Genomic DNA, 20,951 nt, shown 5'->3' on the forward strand with positions numbered 1-20,951 from the left:
ATGAACCGCGCCTGGTGCCTCGCCGTGATGGTCAGCACGCCGCTGGTGTGCCAGGCCGAGCTGTGGGGCTATGTCGACGGCAACGGCGTGGCGCACGTGGCGCCGACGCAGGTCGATTCACGCTACCACCTCGTGCTCGGCAACACGGCGGGCCAGCGTGTGCCCGGCAAGACCGACGGTGCCGGCGGCCTTCTCACCTGGCTGGACTTCGCACCCGAAGTGAAGTCGCTGCAAGCCATCTTGCGAGATGCCGCGAAGACGCATGGTGTCGACATTGAGCTGCTCAAGGCCATCATCGCGGTCGAGTCGGGCTTCAAGCCCGGCGCCGTGTCGCCGAAGGGCGCGGTGGGCCTGATGCAGATCATGCCCACCGGTGCCACGCCCGAGGCGCGTGCCGAAGAAGCCCAACGCCTGCTCGACCCCAGGCACAACATCCACACCGGCGCGCGGCTGCTGTCGAAGCTGATGCACCGCTTCGGCCGCATCGACGTGGCACTCGCCGCATGGAACGCGGGTGTGGGCACGGTGATGAAACACGGCGGCGGCATGCCGCCGATCGCCGAGACCCAGGCGCATGTGCACCTGGTGCTCGAACTCTATTGGGCGCTGCTGCAGAACAAGCTGCCGCACAGCGCCCGTGAACTGCAGATGCATGGGCCGCTCCCGCCTGCCTCGGCCCCGAACTAGAACGACATGGAACCAGACACCACCGCTAACCCCGACGCCATCACGCTGGCCCACTACGCCGAGCGTGCGTACCTCGAATACGCCCTGAGCGTGGTGAAGGGCCGAGCGCTGCCCGACGTCTGCGACGGCCAGAAGCCGGTGCAGCGCCGCATCCTCTACGCGATGGAGCGCATGGGCCTGAGCTTCACCGGCACGGCTGGTGCGCGCCCGGTGAAAAGTGCGCGTGTGGTGGGCGATGTGCTCGGCAAGTACCACCCGCACGGCGACCAGGCGGCGTATGACGCGATGGTGCGCATGGCGCAGGACTTCTCGCAGCGCTACCCGCTCGTCGACGGCCAGGGCAACTTCGGCTCGCGCGATGGCGACGGCGCGGCGGCCATGCGCTACACCGAAGCGCGCCTCGCCCCCATCTCGCGCCTGCTGCTCGACGAGCTGGACGAGGGCACGGTCGACTTCGCGCCCAACTACGACGGCTCGGAGCAGGAGCCGAAGCAGTTGCCGGCGCGCCTGCCGTTCGTGCTGCTCAACGGCGCGAGCGGCATCGCGGTCGGCCTTGCGACCGAAGTGCCATCGCACAACCTGCGCGAGGTGGCGGCGGCGGCCGTCGCGATGATCCGCAACGACAAGCTCAACGACGAGGATCTGGCGAACCTCATCCCCGGCCCCGACTACGCCGGTGGCGGCCAGATCATCAGCGACGCAGCCGACATCCGCGCGGCCTATGCCACCGGCCGCGGCAGCCTCAAGGTGCGGGCGCGCTGGAAGATCGAAGACCTGGCTCGCGGCCAGTGGCAGCTCGTGGTCACCGAGTTGCCGCCGGGCACCAGCTCGCAGAAGGTGCTCGAAGAGATCGAGGAGCTGACCAATCCGAAGGTCAAGGCCGGCAAGAAGGCGCTCGCCGCCGAGCAGGTGCAGCTCAAGACCACGGTGCTCTCGGTGCTCGACGCGGTGCGCGACGAAGCCAGCAAAGATGCCCCCGTGCGCCTCGTCTTCGAACCCAAGACCAGCCGCATCAGCCAGGAAGAGTTGATCCAGACCTTGCTGGCGCACACGAGCCTGGAAACCTCGGCCCCGATCAACCTCACGATGATCGGCGCCGATGGCCGGCCCACGCAGAAAAGCCTGCGCCAGATGCTGGCCGAGTGGGTGGCCTTCCGGGCCGAGACGGTGCAGCGACGCTCGCAGTTCCGGCTCGACAAGGTGCTCGCGCGCATCCACATCCTCGAAGGGCGGCAGCTGGTGCTGCTCAACATCGACGAGGTGATCCGCATCATCCGTCACTCGGACGAGCCCAAGCCTGCGCTGATCGAGCGGTTCCGCTTGAGCGACCGGCAGGCCGAAGACATCCTCGAAATACGTCTGCGCCAGTTGGCGCGGCTGGAGGCCATCAAGATCGAGCAGGAGCTCAAGACGCTGCGCGAGGAGCAGGGCAAGCTCGAAGACATCCTCAACTCGCCGGCCACGCTCAAGCGCACCCTCATCAAGGAGATCGAGGCCGACGCCAAGCAATACGGCGACGACCGCCGCACGCTGATCCAGGCCGAGAAGAAGGCGGTGGCCGAGATCAAGGTGATCGACGAGCCGGTGACGGTGGTGGTGAGCCTGAAGGGCTGGGTGCGGGCGCTCAAGGGCCACGAGGTCGATGCGGCCGCGCTGGCGTTCAAGGCCGGCGACGGCCTCTATGGCGTGTTCCCCTGCCGCACGGTCGACTCGCTGCTCGTCTTCGGCAGCAATGGGCGTGTGTACTCCACGGCGGTCGCCCAGCTGCCTGGCGGGCGAGGCGACGGCCAGCCCATCACGACGCTGATCGACCTCGAATCGGGCACGCAGCCGCTGCACTACTTTGCGGCGGCGCCTGATACGACGCTGCTGCTGTCGAACACTGGTGGCTTCGGCCTGCTCGCGCAAGTGGGCGACATGGTGAGCCGCCAGCGCGGCGGCAAGAGCTTCCTTTCGCTGGAGGCCGACGACAAGGTGCTGCCGCCGGTGCCGCTGGTCGTGGGGCACACGCAGGTGGTGTGCCTGTCGATGAGCGGGCGGCTGCTGGCCTTCCCGCTGCAGGAGCTGAAGCTGCAGCCCAAGGGGGGCCGCGGCTTGACGCTGATGGATGTCGACGCGAAGGACCCGCTGGTCTCGGTGGCCAGCTGTGCGAGCGGCGTGAAGGTGCTCGGCACCGGCCGTGGCGGCAAGGCCAAGGAAGAAGAACTCAAGGGCGCCTCGCTGGCGGTCTACGCCGGCAAGCGCGCACGCAAGGGCAAGGCGCTCGACGCCGGGATGAAGCCGCATCGGGTATTGAGCCTGGGGTAAAAACGAGCTGATGCAGACAGCGGCCCAGCCCTCGCCCGAATCCCCTTGGGCGCCGCTGCGCCAGCCGGTGTTCCGCATGCTGTGGAGCGTGTGGCTCACGGCAAACGTCTGCATGTGGATGAACGACGTGGCGGCGGCGTGGATGATGACCACGCTCACCACCTCGCCGATCATGGTGGCGCTGGTGCAGTCCGCCTCGACCTTGCCGGTGTTCTTTCTCGGCGTGCCGAGCGGGGCGCTGGCCGACATCCTCGATCGGCGCAAGTACTTCATCTTCACGCAGTTCTGGGTCGCGATCGTGGGGGTGCTGCTGTGCATCGCCACCTTGAGCGGCCACATGGGCGCACCGCTCTTGCTGCTGCTGACCTTCGCCAACGGCATCGGCTTCGCGATGCGCTGGCCGGTGTTTTCGGCGGTGATCCCCGAGCTGATCCCGCGGCATCAGCTGCCGTCGGCGCTGGCGCTCAACGGCCTGGCGATGAACGCCTCGCGCATCTTCGGGCCCATCCTCGCCGGGGCGCTGATTGCGAGCCTGGGCAGTGCGTATGTCTTCGCGCTGAATGCGGTGCTGTCGGTGGCCTGCGGCTTCGTCATCATGCGCTGGAAGACGGCGCCGAAGGCGAGTGCGCTTCCGGCCGAGCGCTTCTTCGGCGCCATCCGCGTGGGGCTCACCTACGTGCGGCAGTCGCAGGCGATGCGTGCGGTGTTGTTCCGGGTGTCGGCGTTTTTCCTGCAGGCCGTCGCGGTGACGTCGCTACTGCCGCTGGTGGCGCGGCAGATGCCCGGTGGCGACGCCGGCACCTTCACCTTGCTGCTGGCCGCGATGGGCGCGGGTGCGGTGATCGCGGCGCTCATGATGGCGCGCATCCGCTCGGTGATGGATGGCGACCGGCTGGTGCGCAACGGCACGCTGATCCAGGCGGTGGCCATGCTCGTGGTGGCCTTCGCGCCGAACATCTATGTCGCGGCCCCGGCCATGATGGTCAACGGCATGACGGTCATCTCGGTGGCCAACTCGCTGGCCGTCTCGGCGCAGCTCACACTGCCCAACTGGGTGCGGGCGCGTGGCATGTCGGTCTACCAGATGGCGCTGATGGGCGGCGGCGGCATCGGTGCGGCGATCTGGGGCCAGGTGGCCACCTTCAGCAGCGTGCGCGCGAGCATCGTCGTCGCGGCGATCGGCGGGGTGGTGCTGATGCTCGCGGTGATCCGCTACAAGCCGCGCGGCGAAGCCGACTCCGAAGACCTCACGCCGTCCAGCGCGTGGAAGGCGCCCGACATGCCGCCGGGCGTGCAAGGGCACGAAGGCCCGGTCATGACGACCATCGAGTACCTGATCGACCCGGCCCGCGCCGACGACTTCATGGCCGTGATGCGCGAGACGCGCAGCAGCCGCCTGCGCCAGGGCGCGCTGTCGTGCGAGGTCTTCCGCGATGCGACAGTGCCCGGCCGCTACGTCGAGCACATGCTCGACGAATCGTGGATCGAGCACCTGCGCCGCTTCGACCGCGTGACGGCGTACGACGTGGCGCTGCGCGAGCGCCGCCTGGCCTTCCACATCGGTGCGGAGCCGCCGCGCCTCACACGCAGCCTGGCCGAAGCGATGGACTGACCGCGATCAGCGCTTGCGCGCGGCGGTGCGCTTGCGCGGCGCGGGGGTGGCGGCGGTTTCGGTCTGCTTCGCGGGCTTGGCGAGCGCCAGGGGCTCGGCACCTGCCGTCGCTGCCTGCGTGTCGGCCGCGCCGCCGCTCCAGGCGGGCAAGGGCCAACTGCTGGCCACGGGCCAGGCCGAGAGCATCATCGTCCACCACGAATGCGTGGCGCTGAGCATCGCCTCCCAGCTGCGGGCCTGCAGCGCAATGGCCTGCTCGGGTGTCCAGGGCATTCGCCAGAGCGACGGGTCGTCGATCGCGGGCGGGTCACCCGGCGCCGGGGCCCAGAGCGAATTCCAGTGCCACATCATGGTGCGTGCTCCTTGAGACAACGAATGAGGGCAGCTTACTTCGCGTCGTGTTGCAGCGCCACCAAGACCTTGTGAATCGCCGACGGCATCTCGGATGAAAGAGGGTGTTGATGCCTATTCGAGACATCGGGGCATCCCCGCAATTCGATGCACGCGGGCGTCGGAGAGAATCGCGGCAAAGAATTTTTTTCAACCTGAGGGAGATCCCATGAGACTCGTCTTCAAGGCCGCACTCGCGGCCATCGTCGTTGTGCTGACCGGTTGTGCTTCGGCACCGAGCGGCCCCATCGCACTGGCACCCGGCGCCGCTGCCAGCGGCCGCATCGGCGTGGCCATGTCACCGGTGCCACAGGTCGACACCTCGTTCCCCGGTGCGGGGTGCCTGCTGTGCTTGGCGACCGCCAGCGCCGCCAACCGCACGCTGACCGTGCACACCCAGACCCTGCCTTCGGATGAAGTCGCCAAGCTGAAGAAACAGCTGGCACAGGTCCTGGCCAAGAAGAACAAAACCGTGACCGTCATCGACGCGCCGATCGACATGGAGTCGTTGCCCTCGTCGTCCGCGCAAGGCACGAACGTCGCCAAGAAGGACTTCGCGTCGCTCAAGAAGACCCATGACGTCGACAAGCTGCTGCTGATCCAGATCCAGTCGATTGGCATCGAGCGGCCCTATTCGGCCTACATCCCGACGGGCGCGCCGGTCGCGGTCTTCACCGGTGCGGGCTACCTGGTGAACCTCGCCACCAACACCTATGAGTGGTACCAGCCGGTGCGCATCGTGCGCGCCGCCGATGGCAACTGGGACGAACCGCCCAAGTTTCCCGGCCTGACCAACGCCTACTTCCAGACCTTGGAACTGGGCAAGGACGAAATCATCAAGCCGTTCGCGGCGCCATGAACCGCTCGGTGAAGGCTCGCCGGCTCCCGCAGGCCGGCGTGTGGGTGCTGGTGCTCGCGCTGGCGTTGCCATCTCTTCATGCGCACGCGGCCGACGAGCCGTTGGCGGCAGGCGTCTTGCGCCGGCCGGTGCCAGCCGACACCGCCTGGCTCGTGCGCGCGCCGGCGGCCGACAAGGTGGCCTACCAGGGCGTGGCGTCTTTCGAGGACGCGACCATGGGACGCTACGGCATGCTGTACCCCGCGCCCAACCTGGTCGGGCTGCTCGCCGCCGTGGTGGCGCACGGCGTGGTGTCGGGTGCGGTGCAAGACAAGAAGCGGGCGGCCATCCGCGAGGCAGCCGACAAGGTGCTCGCGCCTTACCAGCCGACGCTCGACACCATCACGCACTCGACGCTCCTGCCCCAGGGCCTGGCGAAGACGCGTCGCGGTGCGGGCAAGACCGTCGTGCCTGCGGGCGAGGCCGAGACGCGGCAGTGGCTCGTCGAGACGATCCCCGTCTACTCGATGACGCAGGACCAGCGCGCACTGGTGCTTGACAACGCGCTCGTCGTACGCGGGCCGGAGGCGGGTGCGCCGGTCGTCTACCAGAACGTCGTGCGTGTCGTCTCCGCGCCGCTGCCGGCCGGTGACGACAAGCCGCCCGTCGCGGGTGCCTGGCTGGCCGACGACGGCCGGCTGCTCAAGGAGGTCAGTGCCGACCTGTTCGCCGAATCGTTCGACCTGATGCTCGGTGAACTGGCCCAGGGCCCGCAAGCGCAGCCCTCTGAAGACAAGCCCCACAAGACCGTGCGCTACCTGGAAGGTGGCACCGTCAAGATGGAGCGCGCCACGCCGGTGCTGGAGCGCTGCGACCGCGCGGTTCTCAAGACCTTGCGGGGCTGGTTGATGTCGGTGCCCCGGCAGCTGGGGGTGGGCGAGGAGTGTGCCGAAGCGCCCGCCGACAACAAGACCGCAGCCGCCCAGTGAGGCGCTGAACTGCGGTCAGCGCCTGGGTGGCGACAAGGTCACCCAGGCCGCCATTGCCCCCACCACCACAAAGAGGGCGAGGCTCCACAAGTCGTACGAGATGCCCATCAGCGTGACCGCCGCATCGGCGCAGCTCGCACGGGCGAGGAAGACATCGGGCCAGAGGCTGTCGAGCTTCGTCGCGATCACGATGCGGTCGGCCAGGGTGAGGGCGCAGGAGGTCGACGAGGCGGCCTGGAAGTGCTGCCACAGCGCGGCGGCGACGCCGCACAGCGCGAGCCCCAAGGCGAGCACGCCGGCGATGCGGGTCGAGGCGAAGCCGACCAGGCACACCAGCGCGATGGCCAGGAAGATCACCCGCTGCAGGATGCACCACGGGCACGGCTCCATGCCGTAGACGTGCTGCGAGACGAGGGCCGCGCCCACGCCGGCGACGCTGAGCACGGCGATGCCGAGCAGCAGCAGGCCCGGGCGTTGCAGCAGCGCCTTCATGCGTCGACTTCGGCGATCAGCTCGATCTCGACGCACGCACCGAGCGGGATCTGCGCCACGCCGAAGGCGGCGCGGGCGTGCACGCCATTGGCGCCGAACACCTCGCCCAGCAGCTCGCTGCAGCCGTTGGTGACCAGGTGGTGCTCTGTGTAGTCGGGCGTGCTGTTGACCAGGCTCACGACTTTCACGATGCGCTTGACCTTGTCGAGGTCGCCGACGGCCGCATGCAGAGTGCCCATCAGGTCGATCGCCACCGCGCGTGCGGCCTGCTTGCCGGTGGCGGTGTCGAGGTCGCGGCCCAACTGCCCGACCCAGGGTTTGCCGTCGCGCTTGGCGATGTGACCCGAAAGGAACACCAGCGAGCCGGTGCGCACGAAGGGAACGTAGGCCGCCACCGGCACACCGACGGCGGGCAACTCGATTCCCAGGGACTTCAAACGATCGTAGACAGACATCGCATTGGCCGGCGTTCGTGAGGGTCGCAAATCCTACACTGCACCCATGGGAGGAAAACAAGGAGCCTGGCATGCCATCGGCATGGGCTTGGCATGGCTGGCGGGCGTGGCTGTGCAGTTGCACGAGCGCGCGCTGATGGCGCCTGCGGCGTATCAGGCGGCGGTGCTGGGCGCGCTGCTCGTGTTCGCCATCGGGTGGCGCTGGCCGCGCTTGCGGCTGCTGTGGCTTGTGGCAGCGCTCGCGCTTGGCGTGGGTGCGAGCGGCTGGCGTGCGACGCTGCGCCTCGCCGACGCGCTGCCGGCCGCGATCGAAGGGCAGGACGTGCAGCTTGTCGGCGTGGTCGCGAGCCTCCCCCAACGTTCGGCAGCCGGCCTGCGTTTTCGCTTCGACGTTGAAGCGGCCACGCAAGATGCGCAGCCGGTGCGGGTGCCGGCGCGCGTGTCGCTCGGCTGGTACGTCGGCTGGCATGAGGACGGTGGCCTGAGCGAGCCGCAGCTCTCGCTGCGCGCCGGCCAGCGCTGGCGCTTCACCGCGCGGCTGCGACAGCCGCACGGCAACCTCAATCCGCACGGCTTCGACTACGGTCTCTATCTGTTCGAACAGGGCATCCGTGCGACCGGCTACGTGCGGGCCAACGAGCGCGCCTCGCCGGTCTTGCTCGACGCGAGCGCCGGGCGCTGGGTCGATCGCCTGCGGCAGCGTGTGCGCGATGCGATCGATGCCACGGTGAGCGACCCACGGGCGGCCGGCGTGCTGGCCGCGCTGGCAGTGGGCGACCAGTCGGCGATCGAGCGCGAGGACTGGCAGCTCTTTCGCAACACCGGCGTGGCGCACCTGATGTCGATCAGCGGTGTACATGTCACTTTTAGAGAAGTAGCGATATTCCACGATGTGGAACGTTACTGACCAGCTGGTCATCCTAAAAATAGTCCGGCGGGAAGTCGGGACCTCCGCTAATCTGCGCTCCGTCGATTGACTTCGTCGGTCGACACGCTGACCGCAGCGTCACCTCAGGGGGCGCATTCCTTTGTCAGCACAGGCACCGGCCCAAGTGGCCGGCAATGGGCGCTCGCGCCCTCTGTGTGACTAAGGAAATGCAATGGCTACTCTGAACGATGTGTCCTTCCGCTTCGAGTTCTACGAAGACGAGGACCACCAAGACACTCCGTACCTCTCCATCTTCGCGGATACCGAGAAGATCGGGGCGTGCGAGCTGCTCCCCCTGGACGCGACCTACGGGCTTGAAGAGCTGGTGTCGACCCTGCGAAACATGGCGGCACGGTGCAAGCACCTGCAAGACGGCGGCACGCTGAAGTCGTTCGCTGCGTCGTCGGTGTCCCTCAAGGAGGGTCAGCAATGAAGCGCCCGCAGATTCTTGGTGTCAATCGCTGGGAGGTCAGTACCGCACCAACTGAGTTCTCCTACAACGGGCTCCACTGCACGATTCGCATGGTGCGCGAGTGGGACAACCGGGCCAAGTCGTCCGCGCAGGACTTCGAGGTCACTGTCGAAGTGCGGCCTGGCCTCAGCCAGTCGTTCCGACTGATCGATGGGCGCAACGTCCTTCTGTCTGAAGGCGAGCACGATGGGTTCGAGGCCGCGCACGCAGCTGCGCAGCGGCATCCCGCTTGGAGGCCGTACGACGCGGACTTCACGTTCTACGTGGCTCTCATGATTGACCGGTTCGTCGCTCGCCTCCAGGCCAAGGAGGTGCAGCCATGACCGCACCAGTGATCGTGATGAGCCTGGATGACGACCCGATTCACGGGGTGGTCATCACTGCGAAGCTCTTCGCAAGTGAGTACGGGTACGCCACTGCTCGATTCCCGATCGACGAGCCCATGACAACGGGCCAGTTCATGGCCCAGCTTCGCAACGCCCGTGCTCGAGCGCAGAAGATGGACTGGGAGAACGATCCGGCTCGCCAGGAGGCAATGAGATGAAGGCCTCGCTTCAAGACCTGCATGCGCGCTATGGCACTCCGCTGAGCGCCCAAGAGGAGATGGAACTTGAGAGGCGCGAAAGGGTGCAGCGCGAAGGTGAGCGTCGTGAGGCGCTTCACTTTGCAGCGCCAAAGCGCGATTCGAAGCAACTCAAGCCCCGGTCGAATGCGGAGGGCATGAAGCTCGTGTGGTGCGGTATGCGTTTCACCCGCGGTCGCTACCCGAACGACAAGTTGTACGTCATGAAGGCCGACGCGCATGTGAACCGATGGCCGATCCTGGAGGAGACGAACTCGTACGTCGGCGAGGAAACACCCCGGCACTACGTGCCTCTCCAAGAGCATCGAAAGGGTAGCGTCCGGACCGTCATCGTCCGTGGCTTCGCGCTCGACAGATGCCACTCGGAGGCCAGCGAAGAAGAGTGAACAAAGGGACCTGCAAGGGTCCCTTTTCACTTCTTGGCTGGCGGCTCAAAGCTAGACGGCGCAGCCAAGAGCTAGTTCGCGCGAACCGCGAGATCGCCGGTGGAGACAAGGCTCCTGGCCTCAATCTGCAGGGTGAACCCGGTTCTGTCCCTGATGACCTCGCGCATTCGCTCTACGTCAATCGGCCGCTCGGTGCGCCAACCGTCGTGCTCCAGAAAGTGCCGATTGCCGGTCTTGTTGAGGTGCGCATGCACCGCGTCAATGACTTGGCGCTCGTGCCGGACGTAGAGCGCGTATTTCTGGCGGCCGGTACGGTATCCGGTCGGACGAGTACCGTGGTGACCTTCTAGCAAGTCGACCAGTGATCGACGGTGCTGCGTGCCCTCAGCGATTCGCAGCCAGCGCCACATGCTGTTCACACCGGCGAACAGCCGAGAAAAGTCTGGGTCATCGCGTAGTGCGGCGACTGCCCCCGCGCGGCGATGAACCATGTGGAAGATTGAGCTGTCCTCGTTCTCGGCAACCAGCGCTCCAGTGAAGATGGACGTAATCGCCTTCTTGGCGATCTCCACTTCCACGCCTGCGATCTTTGCGAACCGCTCCCGCCAAGCCGCTCGATCCTCTAGGTACTCGTCCAGCACCGGTACGTGCTTCATGCCGGCACGCTTGGCCAGTTGCACCAGCACGTTCGCACTGCAAGCGACGATGTCGTAGTCGTACGGAAGCCCGAACGTGCGCCACAGAACTGGCTTTACCTCGCGTCTCAGATTCTGTAGGCCATGGGTCAGACGACCTGGAGCGTGGTCAACGTACTCAAACTGCAGTGAGGCAAGGGCTGGATAGACGGTGTCGAGATGCTCGCGGACGTGCTGCGGGATGCTGTCACCAGAATCGGCCGGTAGCTCGATCGCAGACGCAAGGGCGCGCGCGCCGTCGTCATTCAGCCGGTACCTCTTTACCTCGCCGAAGTCGTCTGGATCCCACCAGGGCTGCTTGACAAGCAGGGCGTCGCGAATGAACTTCGCCTGCTTGTTCCCCGAAGGGCCAAAGACCGCGTCGAGGGTTTCCTTCGGAACTCGGCGCGCCCGAGTGGGAGTCAGGTAGAGCCACGACCAGGCCAGCGCAGAGCGAACTCGGCGCCGAGTGCGGGGATCAGAGAAGTTCGGCGAGTAAGGCATAGCGAAGACCGACAACAAGACAGAGCAAACGCAGCAGAACAAGCGCGAAGCAGCCAGAGTGGATTACAAGTAGGCGACCCCAGCCCCTGGTGCTGCACTTTTGCGGATTACTTCTATCTTATTCCCGAGCCTCGCCTGGAGTGGCTGAGTTTTGGGATGAAGAACGGCGGCGGAAGCTTTAGATCGCGTCGCCGTTCGCGCGGCCTAGGCTCAGGCGACCAGCGCCTTCAGCTTCGCAATGTGTGCTGCGAGCGCTTCGAGTTCGTCCGCAGTCACCTTGCCGCGGAGCGCAGCAGCGGCGAGTTGGGCCTTCGTGCGCTCCACGAGCGACGGAGCCGGCTTCTTGACCTTGGGTTCTGCGGGAGTCTTGACGGTGGAGGTAGCCATAGTTCGGATCAATCGATAGCGCCGCGACGTTGCGGTATTAGCTATCCTATTGAGGCGGCGATCGGCGTACACAGCTTCGCCCAACCGTTACGCGTGTCGTGGTGACGTGGGGCTGACGCCGGGTGCTCGGTGTACCGCGGAGGGCTCCCAGTGGTGGCCAGACCGCTCCCCGGAGCCACCAGGGTGTCACCAGGGCATCCCGGACCGGCAGGCCATAGAGCGCATTGACAAGTTCAATCTGAGGACCCCGGTAGGTCGAGACTGCCAAGCCTGAATGGAAGCCATTGCCAGTGGGTCGAGCTGGGCGCTGCCCGCATCGATGGTTGGACGCGCGAACGATTATTGGTAGGCGGAGTCTGGCCGGGGAACTAGCTGATGCCGCTGTGCAGGATCGAAGTAGCAGGCTTGGCGAACTTTGCCGCAGCACCCCGTGTAATACATACAGTTTGAAGGCCGCCAAACCAAACTTCAGGTTGCACCGAAGTGATTCCTAGAAGCACCGGCAAACCCTCGGCGCACACCGCCGCACTACAAAGCATCCGCGAAGCTGTTCACTCCGCCCAGGCCGAAGTAGCCGCCCGAGAATGGCAAGCGCGTGGTCGCACTGTGTCGTTTAGGTTGCCCACAGTGTTGCTTGAACGGATCGATGAGGTCGCGAGGAGAAGCGGCTGCGGCAGAAGCCATCTATTGCGACACGTGGCCTCTGCCTACTTGTCTACAGTTCAGCAAGCGTTTGATGATCGCTTAGCGACCGTAGCCGACTCCCCTGTTGAAGACTAGACGCGATCCGCGATGCAGTGCGCTGTCAGCGTAGGACCTCCACCGAACCTGGCTTGCGCAGATGGGTGCACCTCTACCAGCTCGCAACCGTCTTGCTGAGGCTGGCTCGAATCGAATCTGCTAGTGTCTCGAAGAAGACGAAGTAATCAAAAACGGCATCTACTCCGTACCCGGCAGCAGAGCTGAGGGAGTGGACAATTTCGTTCCGCCGATCATAGAACTCGTTCAACTTGGCGCGGACTCGTTTCGAAGTATCTGCCTTGGTACTGGTGCCGAAGTAGGCCTTGAGCTTTGCGCTCTCACTGGCGCTGTCCACGAGGCTCTGCATCCCAATTCGGCGCGAAAGATCATCAACAACGTGGGCTTTGAAGTTGTTTGAATGATGAACCACGGTTGAGGCGTCTATGAGACTGGGGTCATCGTCTAGCACGAAGCCCTTAGTGCCGTCGATCAAAGCTCTGAGCTTGGCCAAGGCCAATGGATCAATGACCTGAGGTTTATCCTTCGTGAGAATTGACCTAACGAACCCCAGGCGCGTCAGGCTCGTCGCCCAATAAACGCTGCGTACCGCTTGCCGTGTTTCTGCAGGGAGGCCTTGGTACTTTGTCGAAAGCTCGGAAGCACACTGCTTGAGCTCTTCACGAACAAATTCTTCGAAGCTCGATGCGAGAAAAACCAACGACATGGCGTTGACCGTGTTTGCCGACGTCGAGCCCACCAACGAAAGGTCAACTCCCCCTCTAGTCGTCTGCAGCTTGCTGCTGTCCTTTCCAAGTGACTCAATCGCGGCGACGATCCGGCGAAGCTCTGCCGTTCTTGCGAGAAAGTCGGTCAGCGGCCCTTGAAGATCTGGCCCCGCCATGGCTACAAGAATGAAGCGAAAAGTTTGCGGAACTCTGCGATCCGTCCCTTTACATCCTGTGCGGTACTCGCCACCCCAGTAAACTGGCCGCGCCCTTTGGCATTCACAAGCTTATGGTACGCAGTCTGAATGTCGATCCTTTTGTCCACAAGGGTATCGCCGTGTTGCAGCATTCCGCCTAAAGCGACCATAACGCCGTCATAGATACCCGCAAGCGGTCGATACTCGTTCGGGTCTGGGCTCAAGGAGAATGGTCTGCCGTCGAAAATGGCGTCTGCCAAGCTCAGCACCTTGAGGTATGTCTCGCCGAATGCCGCACACTCCTCCTTGGAGGCAGACAGGTTGCGCTCCATACAGCGATCAAGCATTGAGCGGAGTGATCCGACGATGTGCGCATCATTGTCCAACGCAAAGTAGCGCAGAACCAGCTGGCAATCGCCCATCGTGCGGTAGAGAGAGTTCTTTTGGCGCTCCTCGTCTTCGTAGTAGTCGCCGTAGTCGTTCTCGACGTACGGTGGAATTCCCCAAATGCGAGTGAAGGTAGCGTTGCGGGACAGGGTGACTATCAGATTATTGAATTCGCCACCGTAGACTGCATTGCGAATTTCTTGTGCTGTGAGCCGCTTCCCGCCTGTGTTCAATCGTTCAAAGACGAATCGGCGTAGCTCATAGACTCGATTAGAGTTTGGTCGCTTTAGCTTTCCTTGCGACTCCTGAAGAAGCACGATGGCTGAAATCGACGCGCGGTCTAGGCTGCGCTTTACCTTAGTGGGTAAGCGCGCGTAGTTCTTGCCATTGAGTGTGGGGATGATCTGCAGTCCACGCAATGAGTATTCATTGTTCAGAAACTCCTTGATGGAACTCAATCGCTGTTGCCCGTCCATGACTTCGTACCGAGCAAGATCGTTCTCATAGAAGAAGACCGGAGGCACGGGCACATTCAGCAGCAGCGATTCGATCAACAGTGACTTCTGTTGAGTCGTCCATCGCAATCGTCTCTGATACTCAGGGCGGAGGTTCACATCCTCACCGGCCTTGATCAGATCCTTGATCTGCGGCAGGAAAAAATTGTTTGTCTGATAAATGACCCGGAACGGCTGCTTGACGATCTGGTCTTCGATGGCCTCGTCCGAGGACTCTGCATCCGCAGCCGCGCCTAGCGGTTCTGCTTCAGACTGCTCGAGTTCTTCCGCGAGGTCCTTGGTGTCAGTTGCCATGTTGGCTCCACGCACTGTTGCAGCGGTGATCCTAGCCGACGCGCGGAGTCGGGCGCGCTGCAAGCTTGGCAGACCGCATCCACTGCTGCGCGATCTTGGCCGCCCTGCGGCAAGAACCCTAGATGGCTAGACGCCTACGCTGACCTCTTCGCAAACTCTGCGCAAGCGAATCGGGTTGTCTTCGACGTAGCGGGCTGTCATCGCCACGGTGGAGTGCCCCATCAGCGTGGAAACCGCCTTGATGTCAACGCCGCGCTCGATCAGAGACGTTGCGAAGGTTCGGCGTCCCGAGTGGCTCGACGCGCCGTCCAAGCCGGCGGCCCGGTACATCCGCTTGAACAGCATTTGCATGGTGTTCGGTGTGAAACCGCCGCCTTTGCGCGACCGGAAGAGCGGTGCTTTCGGATGCAACGAAGTTGGCTCCGACTTCCGGCGGTGGTCGAGGTACGCACCTAGCGCCTTGCGAACGTCTCGATTGCTCAGGTACACCAATCGCTGCTTTCCGCCCTTCGTCGTTGCGCGGGTCAGCAGCACCTCGTCTTTCATCGCTCCATCTGGACTGAGTACATCGCCGATCTGCAGCTGGCTCATTTCCTTCGCGCGGAGCCCAAGGGCAACCGAAAAGTACAGCAATGCCACATTTCGCTCAGCCTGGTCATTCGCTCGCGCCGCAGCGATAACCTGCTTGAACTGGCTTTGGGTAAGGACTGGCGCTTTTCGCTCTTGCTTCATGGTGACGCGAATGTGTTCGATATGCAAAGATTATAAATTTCTACACATTCGACGTACATCACCAACCCGCTGGCAATCTAAGTGGTTGTCAGGTATAGCGATGTTTAGCTATTGAAGTTAGTAAACATTCGATCGGATGCTGTACATACCCTAGAGAGTCCACCGGGTGAAAGATGACTTCGTTCCGCAGCTTCAAACCCTTTTCTACGTTCAAGCAATTCATCACGGGTCAGGCGCTGGGCGATCTCACGCCGGCGTCGCCGACGCGGCCGACCGCACCGCAGCCGCCAACTCAGCCCGCGAGCAGCACTCCCTTGAAGCGATCGTCTGAGCCGGGCGCGGCCCGAAGCGAGGCGGGACGTCGACTGGACAGAGCAAGGCTTATCCGGCAGCCAGTTCGACCGGTGCGGCCGGTGAAATCAAAACGCAGTTGAAGTTGCGGACGGCTCGGAAATGGTCCGTCCCGCTGAAGCTCTGACTGCCTTGGGCGTTTAGAAGAGCGATGCGAGATCGCTTGCCTCGTTCCGTATGCGCTTCTGCTTCGCTGATCTGTACCACTCAGCGACTTCTTCGAAGCTGTCGGTCCAGTCGTCATTTGGCTTCATCGAGACTGGCTGGTACGTTCGAATTTCGAGCGGATTGGTGTTGGGCAGCAGCCAGTTCGCCACGCTGTACCTGAACGAGGCCCAGTCCTTCGTCGCCGGGCGCAGAGACACCGCGATCACGTTGAAGTCGGTGTACAGGTACGGTCGCGTCTTCTTCTCTTCGACCTCGCCGTTCTCGCCTTTGGCCTTCTTCTTGCCGCCACGGGTCCGCTGTGGCTCGACCATGTACATGCCTGCCGCAAGGCCGAACTTCGTGCCCGTTGTGATGACGGGCTGCCCCTTCTCACTGCGTTGAAGCTTCACCTGGACGGTGACAACGCCCTTGCCGTCATCTAGCGCGTAGTCGTACGAGTGATTCCCAGGTGGGGTCACATCCTTCCAGCCGGTCTTGGCTACCGCTGGCACCACGAACTGTGCGAACGCTGCATCTGCGATAACGCCCTTCAGCATCCGCTGAGTCAGCTCGGGCGCCCGGTGGATCGCCTCTAGGATGACCTCAGCGGGTGCCCCAAACGCGTCTTCCAGCTCGTGGACCCGGTAGAGCTTCCGCAGCTCGCGGAACAGGTCATGGCGCTCTTCGTCTGTGCATCCGTTGAGGAACGTCTTGATCTTGGAATCGTCCATGCTCCCTCCCTCCTAGAATGCTACCCTGAGAATCCATCCAGTCCCATGAACAACATCGTCGACGCACCGCAAAGCAGCCTGTTCGCGAACACCCGTGAGCACCCCAAGGCGCTGCTGAAGCGAACGAAGCCGTTCTACGAGACCGACTTCGGCGCAGCGTACTTGGGCGACTCGTTGGAGCTGCTCAAGAAGGTGCCAACTGGCTCGACGAACCTCGTGTTCACGTCGCCGCCGTACGCGCTTCACTTCAAGAAGGAGTACGGGAACGTCAGCAAGGAGGACTACGTCCACTGGTTCCTGCACTTCGCCGAGGAGATCAAGCGTATCCTGACGGACGATGGCAGCTTCGTGCTTAACATCGGGGGCAGCTACAACAAGGGCTCACCAACCCGCTCGCTGTACCACTTCAAGCTCATGATCGCGCTGGTAGAGGAGCTTGGGTTCCACCTTGCGCAGGAGTGCTTTTGGTACAACCCCGCGAAGATGCCAGTTCCGGCTGAGTGGGTCACCGTTCGACGTGTACGCATCAAGGACTCGGTCGAGTACGTGTGGTGGTTCTCAAAGACTGCACACCCCAAGGCCGACAACCGCAAGGTTCTGAGACCGTACAGCGCTGACATGCTGCGCCTTGCTAAGCGAGGCGTGAAGGCGACCGTCCGGCCGTCAGGCCACAACATCACGTCGAGCTTCGACAAGGTCGATGCCGGCGGCGCCATCAGCTCGAACGTCATCGAGGAGCAGCTTCCTCAGGACATGCTCGTCCTCGGGAACAACTCGGCGAACGACAAGTACACGATGCGCTGCAAGGAAGCAGGCATCAAGATTCACCCAGCGAGGTTCCCTCCCACGCTGCCCGAGTTCTTCGTGAAGCTGCTGACGGACGAAGGTGACCTTGTGCTCGACCCGTTCGCTGGGTCAAACACCGCGGGGATGGTTGCCGAGCAGCTTGGTCGCCGCTGGATTGGCATGGAGCTGGTCGAGGAGTACCTCGAAGCCAGCAAGTTCAGGTTCGGCTGAGGCTCACCACGCCCACCTGAGGGCACACGAAAGAGGGTGCCTAAGGGTGCCTACACCGGTGGGATTTCGCCGAGCCGACGACTGCTGGCACGCTTCACCCTGACAAGGCCGGCTGAACCACACCACTGTGGGTTGGTGGACAGGTGGACCAAGCTAGCGTGGCCTCACCTCACGGCCTTGTCGCCCTTGATTCCAAACCCCCTTCACCCTGATCAGCGCAGGCCGCGTGTACTCGCGGATGACCTCGCCCTCGTACCCACGGAACCTCACGCCGAATCTGCAGAGGTGCTCATCACCGACTCGCTGCTCGGGGTGTACCGTGAGTCGCTCGATGGACCGGGCGAACGCTGCCTTGAGTTCACGACGGACTGCGTGTAGTTCCTGAGGGTCGTCACCGAGCAAAGCGTTCTCGTGACGCTCGGCCAGCGCCCACGCCTTCTCAGCGAACATGCGCTCCTCCGGTTCGGGCTCTTCGACCGTCTGAAGGTGCTTGATCTGCATCTCGATGGCGTTCAGCTTCTCTGTGACCATACGGGTGTTCATCAGCCCGTCTGCGGCCAAATCGATGAGGCGCTCCTGCTGGTCCTTCAGTGACTGCAGTTCTGCGCTGGACACCGCCTTGCGACTCGGCTTCTTGTCCAGTATGGACACGAAGTCCTCGTCCTGGTCGAGCAGCAAGAACCCGATGACTTCTTTCTCGAAGGCGTCGTAGTTCACGTTCCGTGCGGTGCAACGGTGGGACAGCGCAGCTTCGCACCGCAGGTACCGTTGGGAGACGTACTTGTTCGCTCGAAAGAATCGAGTGCGTGTGCCGCACAGCGAGCAATACAGCAGCCCCGTGAAGAGGTTCGGCTCGTCGTCGCTGCGCTTGCCGCGCTTGGTGCCGATGTTCGCCGACATCAGCCGCTGCACGTCGTAGAACTCGGCCTTGCTGATGATGGGTGTGTAGTGATCGGGCCTTGGCTCGTACCCCGCTTGCGACACGCGAGTGCCGATGACCGCTGGGTTCTGCAGCAATCTGGCGACTTGCGGGGCGCCGTACTTCCAGCCGTACTTGGTGTTTAGGTGCTGAGCGATGCGCGAAGCGCCAATGCTCTCGGCCCGCATACGGAACACCTCGCGGACGATGTTCGCTTGGTCCTCGATGATCGTGTACCCGGTGCGATCTTCAGTGGGCTTCAGCCAGAACGGCGCCTTGCCGTGCCGCATGCCTTGCTCAAGGCGGATGCGCAGTCCGTCGCGTGCGAGCTTGCTCTTGCGGACGCTCTCGCCGTGTGCGCGGATCAAGACCATCATCGCGCCGAACAATGACATGCCGTTGTCGTTGTTGATCTTGTCGGCCGTGAAGGTCTGCTGGTCACCGTCTGACGCCGTCACGATGGTGATGCCGCTGTTGATGATGTTGATGAACAGGGCGAGGGCTTCGGTAGGCTTGGCGCGCGATAGGCGATCAAGGTTTTCGACGATGAGGATCGAGTTCCGCGCGACCTTGCCGTCCTCGACGGCCTTGAGGAACGCACCTAGCGCTCCGTCGCGGACGTTCTTGCCCTTGAAGGCGCTGATGCCGAGGTCGCGATAACTGCTCTCGTCGAGATGGAGCTTGTGCTTCTCGGCGTACTCACGCGCGACCTTCAACTGCCGTGCGAGGCTCGTGCCCTCGATCTGCGCCTTCGTCGAGAAGCGGATGTAGGAGTACGCGCTACGTGGCATGTCGGGTATTCTAAAAGAGACATTGACCGGCCTGCACGTGACGATGTTCGCGTGGCTGGCCGGCCTGCTGGTGCAGGCCTTGTGGCGCCGCAGTGCGCGTGCGGTGCATCTCTGGCCGGCGCCGTGGGCCGGCCGTGTGGGCGGGCTGCTGGCGGCGACGGCCTATGCGGTGTTCGCCGGCTGGGGCGTGCCGGCGCAGCGCACGGTGTGGATGCTGGCGACGATCACCCTGCTGCACCTGAGCGGCCGGCGCTGGCCGTGGGCGATGGTGCTGCTGGTCGCGGCGGTGGTGGTGAGCGCGCTCGACCCGTGGGCCTTGTTGCAGCCGGGGTTCTGGTTGTCGTTCGTCGCGGTGGGCTTGCTGATGGCGTCCGAGCCGGCGCAGCGCGTCGTCGACCGAAACGCTCCCTCGCCGCGCTGGTGGCAGCGGCTGTGGGTGGCGGCACGCGGCGGCGTGCGCACGCAGGTCGTCGCGACGCTCGGGCTCACGCCGCTCAGCCTGGTGTTTTTCCAGCAGGTTTCAGTGGTGGGGCTGGTGGCCAATCTCGTGGCCATCCCGCTGGTCACGCTGGTGATCACGCCGCTGGCGCTGCTCGGGGTGATGCTCGCGCCCTTGTGGCGCGTGGGCGCCGCGGTGCAAGAGGCGCTGAGCCAGGGTCTTGCATGGCTGGGCGCGTTGCCGGGCGCCGTCTGGGTGGTGCCGGCAGCGCCGCTGTGGGCCCAGGCGGCTGGCCTTTTGGGTGCTGCCTTGGTCGTGTTGCCGTTGCCGTGGCGCTTGCGGCTCTTTGCAATTCCGCTGGTGATGCCCTTGTTGCTGCCGGTGCCGGTGCGGCCCGAGGCCGGCCGCTACGAGGTGGTCGCGGTTGACGTGGGGCAGGGCACCGCGGTGCTGGTGCGCACGCGCGGCCACCTGCTGGTCTACGACGCCGGGCCGCAGTATTCGCGCGAGAGCGACGCCGGCCAGCGGGTGCTGCTGCCACTGTTGCAGGCGCGAGGCGAGACCCGCATCAACCGCCTGGTGCTGAGTCACCGCGATCTCGACCACGTGGGCGGCGCGAAGCCCTTGCTGCAGACGCTGCCCGTGGGCGAGCTGCTCAGCTCGCTCGAAGACGGCCACCCGATCCGCGCGATGGCCGCTTCGCCCGTGCGTTGCGCGGCCGGCCAGCGCTGGGTCTGGGATGGCGTGCAGTTCGAGGTGCTGCACCCACGCGCCGAGGACTACGAGCGCTCGCTCAAGTCCAACGCGATGTCGTGCGTCGTCAAGGTGAGCGGGCCGCAGGGCACGCTGCTGCTGACGGGCGACATCGAGCGCCAGCAGGAAGCAGAGCTTCTGTCGACCTCGGCTGCCGCCCTGCGCAGCGACGTCATGCTGGTGCCGCACCACGGGAGCCGCACCTCGTCGACGGCGGCGTTTCTCGATGCCGTGGCGCCGAAGGTGGCCATCGTGCAGGCCGGCTACCGCAACCGCTTCGGCCATCCGGTGGCCGACGTGACCGAGCGCCTGAAGGCGCGCGGTGTCCGCATCGAGGCGAGCGCGGCCTGCGGCGCCTGGCAGTGGGGTGGCGGCGAGGCCGTCTGCGAACGCGACCGCGCACGGCGTTATTGGCACCACGCCGCCAGAGGCGAGTAACCTCGGGGCGATCATCGGGCCCGGGGACGCGCTGGATGGCGTCAATTGGCCTGCTTTTTGCTACCCTGCC

At 64.2% G+C, this 20,951-nt stretch carries 23 protein-coding genes; 13 read left to right on the top strand and 10 right to left on the bottom strand.

Going from position 1 to position 20,951, the window contains the following annotated elements:
• Genes LRS03_RS01050 through LRS03_RS01060 form a run of 3 tightly spaced genes read left to right on the top strand, consistent with a single transcriptional unit; the run spans position 1 to position 4,606 of the window.
• Positions 1-687, top strand: coding sequence for a lytic transglycosylase domain-containing protein (locus LRS03_RS01050; RefSeq protein ID WP_257823458.1), 687 nt, complete (start codon positions 1-3; stop codon positions 685-687).
• Positions 688-693: 6 nt separating this feature from the next.
• On the top strand, positions 694-2,994 hold the full coding sequence (parC, locus tag LRS03_RS01055) for a DNA topoisomerase IV subunit A (RefSeq protein ID WP_257823459.1): 2,301 nt from the start codon (positions 694-696) through the stop codon (positions 2,992-2,994).
• 10 nt (positions 2,995-3,004) lie between these two features.
• Positions 3,005-4,606, top strand: a complete 1,602-nt coding sequence (locus tag LRS03_RS01060; RefSeq protein WP_257823460.1) for an MFS transporter — start codon at positions 3,005-3,007, stop codon at positions 4,604-4,606.
• A 6-nt stretch (positions 4,607-4,612) separates the two neighbouring features.
• On the opposite strand, the gene LRS03_RS01065 is transcribed toward LRS03_RS01060, so the two are convergent.
• Positions 4,613-4,957, bottom strand: a complete 345-nt coding sequence (locus LRS03_RS01065; protein WP_257823461.1) for a hypothetical protein — start codon at positions 4,955-4,957, stop codon at positions 4,613-4,615.
• Between the two features lie 208 nt (positions 4,958-5,165).
• Between LRS03_RS01065 and LRS03_RS01070 the strand changes: the two genes are divergently transcribed.
• Positions 5,166-5,855: a hypothetical protein gene (locus LRS03_RS01070; protein WP_257823462.1), complete on the top strand. Its 690-nt coding sequence runs from the start codon at positions 5,166-5,168 to the stop codon at positions 5,853-5,855.
• On the top strand, positions 5,852-6,823 hold the full coding sequence (locus LRS03_RS01075) for a hypothetical protein (RefSeq protein ID WP_257823463.1): 972 nt from the start codon (positions 5,852-5,854) through the stop codon (positions 6,821-6,823). Before LRS03_RS01070 ends, LRS03_RS01075 begins: the two co-directional genes overlap by 4 nt.
• A 15-nt stretch (positions 6,824-6,838) precedes the next feature.
• On the opposite strand, the gene LRS03_RS01080 is transcribed toward LRS03_RS01075, so the two are convergent.
• The gene (locus LRS03_RS01080; protein ID WP_257823464.1) at positions 6,839-7,315 is read right to left on the bottom strand and encodes a disulfide bond formation protein B; all 477 of its coding nucleotides are present in this window, start codon (positions 7,313-7,315) and stop codon (positions 6,839-6,841) included.
• On the bottom strand, positions 7,312-7,770 hold the full coding sequence (locus LRS03_RS01085) for a RidA family protein (protein ID WP_257823465.1): 459 nt from the start codon (positions 7,768-7,770) through the stop codon (positions 7,312-7,314). The genes LRS03_RS01080 and LRS03_RS01085 overlap by 4 nt, the downstream gene beginning before the upstream one ends.
• 46 nt (positions 7,771-7,816) lie before the next feature.
• On the opposite strand from LRS03_RS01085, the gene LRS03_RS01090 reads away from it, so the two are divergent.
• From LRS03_RS01090 to LRS03_RS01110, 5 genes are all read left to right on the top strand, one after another.
• Complete coding sequence (locus LRS03_RS01090) at positions 7,817-8,677, top strand: ComEC/Rec2 family competence protein (RefSeq protein WP_257823466.1); 861 nt, start codon at positions 7,817-7,819, stop codon at positions 8,675-8,677.
• Between the two features lie 193 nt (positions 8,678-8,870).
• A complete protein-coding gene (locus LRS03_RS01095; RefSeq protein ID WP_257823467.1) occupies positions 8,871-9,131 on the top strand; it encodes a hypothetical protein in 261 nt (86 codons plus the stop codon).
• Entirely contained in the window at positions 9,128-9,493 is a 366-nt protein-coding gene (locus LRS03_RS01100) for a hypothetical protein (protein WP_257823468.1), read from the top strand. The genes LRS03_RS01095 and LRS03_RS01100 overlap by 4 nt, the downstream gene beginning before the upstream one ends.
• The gene (locus tag LRS03_RS01105; RefSeq protein WP_257823469.1) at positions 9,490-9,714 is read left to right on the top strand and encodes a hypothetical protein; all 225 of its coding nucleotides are present in this window, start codon (positions 9,490-9,492) and stop codon (positions 9,712-9,714) included. Before LRS03_RS01100 ends, LRS03_RS01105 begins: the two co-directional genes overlap by 4 nt.
• Complete coding sequence (locus tag LRS03_RS01110) at positions 9,711-10,139, top strand: hypothetical protein (RefSeq protein WP_257823470.1); 429 nt, start codon at positions 9,711-9,713, stop codon at positions 10,137-10,139. The genes LRS03_RS01105 and LRS03_RS01110 overlap by 4 nt, the downstream gene beginning before the upstream one ends.
• Before the next feature lie 71 nt (positions 10,140-10,210).
• On the opposite strand, the gene LRS03_RS01115 is transcribed toward LRS03_RS01110, so the two are convergent.
• From LRS03_RS01115 to LRS03_RS01135, 5 genes are all read right to left on the bottom strand, one after another.
• A complete protein-coding gene (locus tag LRS03_RS01115) occupies positions 10,211-11,317 on the bottom strand; it encodes a hypothetical protein (protein WP_257823471.1) in 1,107 nt (368 codons plus the stop codon).
• 210 nt (positions 11,318-11,527) lie between these two features.
• Positions 11,528-11,704 carry a hypothetical protein gene (locus tag LRS03_RS01120; protein WP_257823472.1) on the bottom strand — a complete coding sequence of 59 codons (177 nt, stop codon included), beginning with the start codon at positions 11,702-11,704 and terminating at the stop codon, positions 11,528-11,530.
• An 853-nt stretch (positions 11,705-12,557) separates the two neighbouring features.
• On the bottom strand, positions 12,558-13,346 hold the full coding sequence (locus LRS03_RS01125) for a HEPN domain-containing protein (protein WP_257823473.1): 789 nt from the start codon (positions 13,344-13,346) through the stop codon (positions 12,558-12,560).
• 2 nt (positions 13,347-13,348) lie between these two features.
• Positions 13,349-14,563, bottom strand: a complete 1,215-nt coding sequence (locus LRS03_RS01130; RefSeq protein WP_257823474.1) for a DUF262 domain-containing protein — start codon at positions 14,561-14,563, stop codon at positions 13,349-13,351.
• Between the two features lie 126 nt (positions 14,564-14,689).
• The gene (locus LRS03_RS01135; protein ID WP_257823475.1) at positions 14,690-15,295 is read right to left on the bottom strand and encodes a tyrosine-type recombinase/integrase; all 606 of its coding nucleotides are present in this window, start codon (positions 15,293-15,295) and stop codon (positions 14,690-14,692) included.
• Positions 15,296-15,461: 166 nt separating this feature from the next.
• Between LRS03_RS01135 and LRS03_RS01140 the strand changes: the two genes are divergently transcribed.
• On the top strand, positions 15,462-15,626 hold the full coding sequence (locus LRS03_RS01140) for a hypothetical protein (RefSeq protein WP_257823477.1): 165 nt from the start codon (positions 15,462-15,464) through the stop codon (positions 15,624-15,626).
• Between the two features lie 160 nt (positions 15,627-15,786).
• Here LRS03_RS01140 and LRS03_RS01145 read toward each other — a convergent pair whose 3' ends face one another.
• Positions 15,787-16,524 carry a hypothetical protein gene (locus LRS03_RS01145; protein ID WP_257823478.1) on the bottom strand — a complete coding sequence of 246 codons (738 nt, stop codon included), beginning with the start codon at positions 16,522-16,524 and terminating at the stop codon, positions 15,787-15,789.
• 45 nt (positions 16,525-16,569) lie between these two features.
• Between LRS03_RS01145 and LRS03_RS01150 the strand changes: the two genes are divergently transcribed.
• Entirely contained in the window at positions 16,570-17,541 is a 972-nt protein-coding gene (locus LRS03_RS01150) for a DNA-methyltransferase (RefSeq protein ID WP_257823479.1), read from the top strand.
• Positions 17,542-17,694: 153 nt separating this feature from the next.
• Here the strand turns inward: LRS03_RS01150 and LRS03_RS01155 are convergent, their stop codons facing one another.
• Positions 17,695-19,251: a recombinase family protein gene (locus tag LRS03_RS01155; RefSeq protein WP_257823480.1), complete on the bottom strand. Its 1,557-nt coding sequence runs from the start codon at positions 19,249-19,251 to the stop codon at positions 17,695-17,697.
• Here LRS03_RS01155 and LRS03_RS01160 point away from each other — a divergent pair.
• Positions 19,250-20,881: a DNA internalization-related competence protein ComEC/Rec2 gene (locus LRS03_RS01160; protein ID WP_257823481.1), complete on the top strand. Its 1,632-nt coding sequence runs from the start codon at positions 19,250-19,252 to the stop codon at positions 20,879-20,881. The genes LRS03_RS01155 and LRS03_RS01160 overlap by 2 nt on opposite strands.
• Positions 20,882-20,951 lie beyond the last annotated feature (70 nt).

The sequence above is a fragment of the Rhizobacter sp. J219 genome, assembly GCF_024700055.1.
Lineage (GTDB): Bacteria > Pseudomonadota > Gammaproteobacteria > Burkholderiales > Burkholderiaceae_C > Rhizobacter.

Coding starts and splice junctions, on each gene's coding strand:
- LRS03_RS01050 (WP_257823458.1), top strand. CDS start 1: ATGAACCGCGCCTGGTGCCTCGCCGTGATGGTCAGCACGCCGCTGGTG.
- parC (WP_257823459.1), top strand. CDS start 694: ATGGAACCAGACACCACCGCTAACCCCGACGCCATCACGCTGGCCCAC.
- LRS03_RS01060 (WP_257823460.1), top strand. CDS start 3,005: ATGCAGACAGCGGCCCAGCCCTCGCCCGAATCCCCTTGGGCGCCGCTG.
- LRS03_RS01065 (WP_257823461.1), bottom strand. CDS start 4,957: ATGATGTGGCACTGGAATTCGCTCTGGGCCCCGGCGCCGGGTGACCCG.
- LRS03_RS01070 (WP_257823462.1), top strand. CDS start 5,166: ATGAGACTCGTCTTCAAGGCCGCACTCGCGGCCATCGTCGTTGTGCTG.
- LRS03_RS01075 (WP_257823463.1), top strand. CDS start 5,852: ATGAACCGCTCGGTGAAGGCTCGCCGGCTCCCGCAGGCCGGCGTGTGG.
- LRS03_RS01080 (WP_257823464.1), bottom strand. CDS start 7,315: ATGAAGGCGCTGCTGCAACGCCCGGGCCTGCTGCTGCTCGGCATCGCC.
- LRS03_RS01085 (WP_257823465.1), bottom strand. CDS start 7,770: ATGTCTGTCTACGATCGTTTGAAGTCCCTGGGAATCGAGTTGCCCGCC.
- LRS03_RS01090 (WP_257823466.1), top strand. CDS start 7,817: ATGGGAGGAAAACAAGGAGCCTGGCATGCCATCGGCATGGGCTTGGCA.
- LRS03_RS01095 (WP_257823467.1), top strand. CDS start 8,871: ATGGCTACTCTGAACGATGTGTCCTTCCGCTTCGAGTTCTACGAAGAC.
- LRS03_RS01100 (WP_257823468.1), top strand. CDS start 9,128: ATGAAGCGCCCGCAGATTCTTGGTGTCAATCGCTGGGAGGTCAGTACC.
- LRS03_RS01105 (WP_257823469.1), top strand. CDS start 9,490: ATGACCGCACCAGTGATCGTGATGAGCCTGGATGACGACCCGATTCAC.
- LRS03_RS01110 (WP_257823470.1), top strand. CDS start 9,711: ATGAAGGCCTCGCTTCAAGACCTGCATGCGCGCTATGGCACTCCGCTG.
- LRS03_RS01115 (WP_257823471.1), bottom strand. CDS start 11,317: ATGCCTTACTCGCCGAACTTCTCTGATCCCCGCACTCGGCGCCGAGTT.
- LRS03_RS01120 (WP_257823472.1), bottom strand. CDS start 11,704: ATGGCTACCTCCACCGTCAAGACTCCCGCAGAACCCAAGGTCAAGAAG.
- LRS03_RS01125 (WP_257823473.1), bottom strand. CDS start 13,346: ATGGCGGGGCCAGATCTTCAAGGGCCGCTGACCGACTTTCTCGCAAGA.
- LRS03_RS01130 (WP_257823474.1), bottom strand. CDS start 14,563: ATGGCAACTGACACCAAGGACCTCGCGGAAGAACTCGAGCAGTCTGAA.
- LRS03_RS01135 (WP_257823475.1), bottom strand. CDS start 15,295: ATGAAGCAAGAGCGAAAAGCGCCAGTCCTTACCCAAAGCCAGTTCAAG.
- LRS03_RS01145 (WP_257823478.1), bottom strand. CDS start 16,524: ATGGACGATTCCAAGATCAAGACGTTCCTCAACGGATGCACAGACGAA.
- LRS03_RS01150 (WP_257823479.1), top strand. CDS start 16,570: ATGAACAACATCGTCGACGCACCGCAAAGCAGCCTGTTCGCGAACACC.
- LRS03_RS01160 (WP_257823481.1), top strand. CDS start 19,250: ATGTCGGGTATTCTAAAAGAGACATTGACCGGCCTGCACGTGACGATG.
- LRS03_RS01155 (WP_257823480.1), bottom strand. CDS start 19,251: ATGCCACGTAGCGCGTACTCCTACATCCGCTTCTCGACGAAGGCGCAG.